This is a genomic window from Actinoplanes palleronii, from assembly GCF_016862315.1.
GTDB lineage: Bacteria > Actinomycetota > Actinomycetes > Mycobacteriales > Micromonosporaceae > Actinoplanes > Actinoplanes palleronii.
Map to the genome: position 1 here is coordinate 1 of NZ_BOMS01000061.1, position 4,946 is coordinate 4,946.

Genomic DNA, 4,946 nt, shown 5'->3' on the forward strand with positions numbered 1-4,946 from the left:
GGGTGTGGGGACTTCGGTGCGGGGCGCGGTTTACGGCAGGCGGCCGTAGCGGCGGGTGGTGTCCGGGTCCGCGCGGGTGGCCGCGGCCAGTTCGTCGGCCATCAGCACGCGCAGCGCGGTCGACGCGGACGGGCCGAAGAAGTCCAGCCGCGGCGGATCGCCCTGCCGGTCGTTCGCCGACCACGCCAGCCAGGCGTCCGCGAGCGCGCGATCGTCCGTACCAGGAAAGGACCCGGCGCGGGACCGCTGCGCCGCGCCCACGAACGCGAACGCGGCGCGCAGCGACGCCGTCGCCTCCGGACCACCGTGATCGCCGTCGCGGACCAGGTGGTAGTCGTGCGCGATGTCGAGATCCCACAGCGCGCGGTGCAGCTGCTCGGTGCCGTCGTGCAGGTGGAAGACGTCGCGGTCACCGCAGCGCAGCATGATCGGCAGGCCGCTGGCGCGGATCGCGTCGGCGTTGGCGCGCAGCCGGTGCGGGACGCTCTCCGAGGTCACGGTCTCGGCCCCGAGCTGGGCGAGCACCCCGAGAGTGTGGCGCGCGCCCAGCTCACCCTCGGGCAGCAGCGCGGGGGAGACCGCGGCCACCGCGGTGAACCGGCCCGGATCGGCGAACGCGATCCGCAGCGCGCCGAAGCCGCCCATCGAGCTGCCCAGCAGCGCGAACGACGCGGCGCCGAACTCGGCGGCCAGGTGGGCCGGGAACTCGTCGGCGACCAGACGCTCCCAGCGGCCCAGGTAGAAGCCGCCGGCGGTCGGCGTGGAGACGCAGGCGACCAGGGTGCGGGGCAGGTCCGCGGCCTCGACGATCGGCTGCATCATGGCCAGCACCTCGGCCGACGAGTTCGCCCCGTGCAGCACCAGGATCAGCGGCAACCGCTCGGACCGGGTCCAGCCGTCCGGGGTGAGCACGGTGTACGCCGCTCCGGCCAGGGAACCGCGGATCAGATCGGTGCGCATCCACCGGAGCCTTCCAGGCGTTCCTGAACCACGGCTAGCCAATTTCGGGCGGTCTGCTCTACGCTCGCGCGAATGTGGCTGAACCAGCTGTGGCGCAAACACCATGAATCAGCGAAATTCTTCCTGGTCGGCGGGGTGTGCTTCCTGGTAACCACGGCCATCAACTACCTGCTCAAGCTGACCGTGCTGCACGAGAAACCGGTCACCGCGCTGGCCTTCGCGACGGTGGTCGCCACCATCCTGTCCTACGTGCTGAACCGCGAGTGGTCGTTCCGCACCCGCGGCGGCCGCGAGCAGCACCACGAGGCGGCGCTGTTCTTCGCGGTCAGCGCGATCGGCATCGGCCTGAACCTGATCCCCCTGGCCGTCTCCCGCTACGTCCTGGACCTGCGCGTGCCGGACGTCAGCCGGCCGGTGCAGGAGATCGCCGACTTCGTCAGCGGCATCCTGCTGGGCACCCTGATCGCGATGGTGTTCCGGCTGTGGGCGTTCAAACGGTTCGTGTTCCCGCACGCGGACGCCCGCACCGAGCGGTCGCGCCCCGGCCCGCGCAGCAAGCTGACCCGCCACGAGCCGCGCCCGTCGGTGCGCAACACCGCCGAACGGGAGTAGGTCCGGCCCGATCCTGGGTACCCGTCAGGTATGCCGACTTTCGTGACCATCGGGTACGGCGACGCCGAGGGCTACCAGAAGACCGCACCGTCGATCCGGGACGCCGCGCACGCGCACGACGCCCGGCTGCAGGCTTCCGGGGCGGTGATGGGGATCGCCGGTGAGCCGGCCCAGGTGCGCAACCACGACGACGCGGGTGTGGTCGTCGAGCGCGGGCCGTTCCTGTCATCGGCGCTGCCGGTGGCCGGGTTCGGGATCATCGAGGCGGACAGCCTCGAGGAGGCCGTGGCGCTGGCCGCCAAGAGCCCGTGCGCGGTGGCCCAGGGTGTCATCGAAGTGTGGCCGCTGACCTCATAACAGCGTCGCCCGGCCCCAGCCGCGGGACAGTCGCCGGCAGGCGACGACGCCGGCGACCGCCCCGACGGTGAGCAGCAGGCCGGCCGCGGTCAGCGTCCGGTGCACGTCACCGCGGATCGCGGCCTGCAGCATCGTCAACGCCCAGTAGCCGGGGGAGAGCGGCGCCACCTGCTGCAGCCAGGACGGGAGCAGGGCCACCGGGACCAGCGCGCCACCCAGCGTGGTCACCGCCAGCGCGCCGATGTCACAGATCGCGTGCAACTCGCCGTGACTGCGCACCACCGCCGCCAGGGCCGCGCCGATCGCCAGCAGCGTCGCGCCCCACACACCGATCGCCACCGCGAGCAGCCACCAGGCCCCGGCCGGGCGCACCCCGATCACGGCGATGCCGTAGCCGGTCAGGGTGACCTGCTGCAGGAGCAGGACCGCGTACACCGGAATGCTCTTGCCGAGCAGCAATTCGGTGACCGTGGCCCGGGTGACGCGCAGCCGCTCCCACGTGTGCCAGCCGCGCTCGCTCAACGTGGCGGCACCGACGATGTGCAGCGCCAGCACCGAGAACATCACCAGCATTCCGGTCGCCACCTGGCTGGTGCCGCCGGGGACGGCACGCAGGTAGAGCGGCTTGAGCACGGCCATCAGCAGCATCGGCATCAGCAGGTAGCTGAGGAACGGGCCGGGGTCGCGCACCCGCAGCAGCGTGTTGTGCCGGGCCAGCGCCGCGATCCGGCGCATCGAGCCGATCACGTCAGGCTCCCGGGCAGCTCGGGACCCGTGCCCCGGGCGATCACCCGGCCCTGCCGCGCGACCGCGATCGTGGCGCCCAGCTCGGCGAGTTCCGGCAGGTAGTGGGTGGTGTAGAGAACCGCGCAGCCGTCCGCGGCGCGCCGGCGCAGCACGGCCAGCAGTGACTGCCGGGTCTCCGGGTCCGCGCCGGCCGTCGGCTCGTCCATCACCAGCAGCCCGGGGCGGTGCAGCAGCGCGATCGCGGCCTGCACCCGGCGCTGCTGGCCGCCGGAGAGCAACCCGGTGCGCCGATCGAGGAAGTCGCCGAGCCGCAGATCGTCGATCACCTCGTCGCTCGCCGCGGCGAGGTCACGGCGGCGCAGCCCGGCCAGGCCGCCGAACAGCCGCAGGTGCTCGCGGGCGGTCGCGGCCGGGTAGAGCGCGATCTGCTGCGGCGCGACGCCGACGTCACCGCGGGCCGCGCCGGGCGTCCGGCCGCCGATCAGGACCGTGCCCGCGTCCGGCTCGACCAGGCCCGTCAGGATTTCGGCGAACGTGGACTTGCCGGCGCCGTTGTGCCCGACCAGGCCGGTGATCTCGCCGGCCGCGACGTCGAGGGTGAAGCCGTCCAGGGCGCGGATCGCGCCGTACCGCTTGGTCACGCCGTGCGCGTGCAACATTTCCGGCCTCCGGTATACGCCGTAGACTGACGGTATACACCGTAGACTCGTCGGGTGCGGAAACTCAAGGAGTCCCGGCGCCCGGAAATCCTCGACGCGGCCCTGCAGGTCGTCGCCGAGCGCGGGCTGGAGGCCGTCTCGATGCGCTCGGTCGCGCAGCGGATCGGGCTCACCCCGATGGCGCTCTACGGCTATTTCCGCAGCAAGGAGGAGCTGCTCGACGCCGTGCTCGGCCGCCTTCTCGAGGAGATTCAACCCCCGCCGCCAGGTTGCGGCTGGCGGTCGGTCCTGGTTCACCTTTCGTACGAGGTGAGAGCCGTCGCCCAGCGCCACCCGTCGGTGCTGCCGCTGATCCTGACCCGTCCCGCGGTCAGTCCCGTGGTGCTGCGCGTCAACGACCTGCTCTACCAGGCACTGCTCGCCGCCGGAGTCCCGCCCGCCGAGATCCCGCGGCTGGAGCGGCTGCTCGGCACGGTCGTGATCGGGCACGTGCTGTCCGAGGTGAGCGGCCGGTTCGGCGCCGGCACGCTCGACCCGGCCGGCCGGCGCGCCCAGCCGGGGGCCGGTGAGCTGCCCGGGCACGAGGCGCTCGCCGCCGAGCTGGACCGGCCGGTCGACTGGGACGCCGAGTTCCGCGCCAACGTGGACGAGCTGCTCGACCTCGTCGAGCGCCGGAGCGTCGCCGAGCGCCGCCCTCTCGCCGAGCCCCGGCCCCTCGCCGAGCCCCGGCCCCTCGTCGAGCGCCGGACCTAGGCGGCTGGTCGTGGAGAGTTCCTTCGTCCTGCTCAAGCCGGACTGCCTGCGGACCGGGCGGGTCCCGGCGGCCGAGGCCGCGATCACCGCCGAAGGGCTGTCGATCGGGTGCCGGCACGTGCTCACGCTGACCCCGGCCGACGTGCGGTTCCTCTGGTCGGAATACACCGACGACGACCACGTGCTGATGCGCGCGCTGCTCGACCGGTACCTGTGCGCCGGCCCGTCCGAGGTCCTGCACCTGCGCGGCCCGGACGCGTTCGAGGCCGCCCGCCGGGTCAAACGCACGATCCGCTCCCGGTACGCGAACGGCCCGTTCGCCAACCTCGTGCACACCGCGGAACGCCGGGGCGAGCTGGCCCGGCAGGCGAACCACCTGCTGGGCCGGTGCGGGGAGTGCGCCGCCCGGTTCACCTCGGACGAGCCGGCGGCGAACCCGGCCCGCCCGGCCGGCCGCGACTTCCGCCGCGACGTCGACGTGCCCCGGCTGGTCGAGGCGGTCTGGCCGGCGCTGCAGGCACTCGACCCGCGGCCGCCCGCCCCGTACCCCTTGGATCGGCGCTCCCCGCCCACGGCGGCGGTGTACCTGGGCGCGGACCGCGCCCACTCCCTGGATTCGGCGGTGACCGCGGTGTGGACCGCGCTCCCGGGCGTCGAGGTGCCCCGGGCGTTGCTGCTGACGCTGTACGCGGGCCGGGTCGGCGGCTACCCGATCGGGGTGGGCGGCCACCGCGCGGCAGCCCGCAGCCACCGCGTTTTGGTCGAGCACGGCGTCACCGCCTGCTCCCTGGGCCCACCCCCACCCGCGTGAACCCCCAGCGCGCCACCACCGAAAGTCCCCACGCAGCCCCAGCACCC

General features: G+C 73.5%; 7 protein-coding genes. 4 read left to right on the top strand and 3 right to left on the bottom strand.

The annotated features are described in order from the left end of the window. Positions 1–30: 30 nt before the first annotated feature. Positions 31–960 carry an alpha/beta hydrolase gene (locus tag Apa02nite_RS22595; protein WP_203826758.1) on the bottom strand — a complete coding sequence of 310 codons (930 nt, stop codon included), beginning with the start codon at positions 958–960 and terminating at the stop codon, positions 31–33. A gap of 72 nt (positions 961–1,032) precedes the next feature. On the opposite strand from Apa02nite_RS22595, the gene Apa02nite_RS22600 reads away from it, so the two are divergent. Together Apa02nite_RS22600 and Apa02nite_RS22605 are read left to right on the top strand one after the other, a co-directional pair. After that, positions 1,033–1,572, top strand: coding sequence for a GtrA family protein (locus Apa02nite_RS22600; protein ID WP_203826759.1), 540 nt, complete (start codon positions 1,033–1,035; stop codon positions 1,570–1,572). 30 nt (positions 1,573–1,602) lie between these two features. Next, positions 1,603–1,929, top strand: a complete 327-nt coding sequence (locus Apa02nite_RS22605; RefSeq protein WP_203826760.1) for a YciI family protein — start codon at positions 1,603–1,605, stop codon at positions 1,927–1,929. On the opposite strand, the gene Apa02nite_RS22610 is transcribed toward Apa02nite_RS22605, so the two are convergent. Continuing rightward, on the bottom strand, positions 1,924–2,676 hold the full coding sequence (locus Apa02nite_RS22610) for an ABC transporter permease (protein ID WP_203826761.1): 753 nt from the start codon (positions 2,674–2,676) through the stop codon (positions 1,924–1,926). The two genes, Apa02nite_RS22605 and Apa02nite_RS22610, sit on opposite strands and share 6 nt — an antisense overlap. After that, positions 2,673–3,335: an ABC transporter ATP-binding protein gene (locus tag Apa02nite_RS22615; RefSeq protein WP_203826762.1), complete on the bottom strand. Its 663-nt coding sequence runs from the start codon at positions 3,333–3,335 to the stop codon at positions 2,673–2,675. The genes Apa02nite_RS22610 and Apa02nite_RS22615 overlap by 4 nt, the downstream gene beginning before the upstream one ends. Positions 3,336–3,389: 54 nt before the next feature. On the opposite strand from Apa02nite_RS22615, the gene Apa02nite_RS22620 reads away from it, so the two are divergent. Both Apa02nite_RS22620 and Apa02nite_RS22625 read left to right on the top strand, forming a co-directional pair. Further along, complete coding sequence (locus Apa02nite_RS22620) at positions 3,390–4,088, top strand: TetR/AcrR family transcriptional regulator (protein WP_203826763.1); 699 nt, start codon at positions 3,390–3,392, stop codon at positions 4,086–4,088. A gap of 10 nt (positions 4,089–4,098) precedes the next feature. Then, positions 4,099–4,899, top strand: a complete 801-nt coding sequence (locus Apa02nite_RS22625; protein ID WP_203826764.1) for a nucleoside-diphosphate kinase — start codon at positions 4,099–4,101, stop codon at positions 4,897–4,899. The last annotated feature ends 47 nt before the right edge of the window (positions 4,900–4,946 follow it).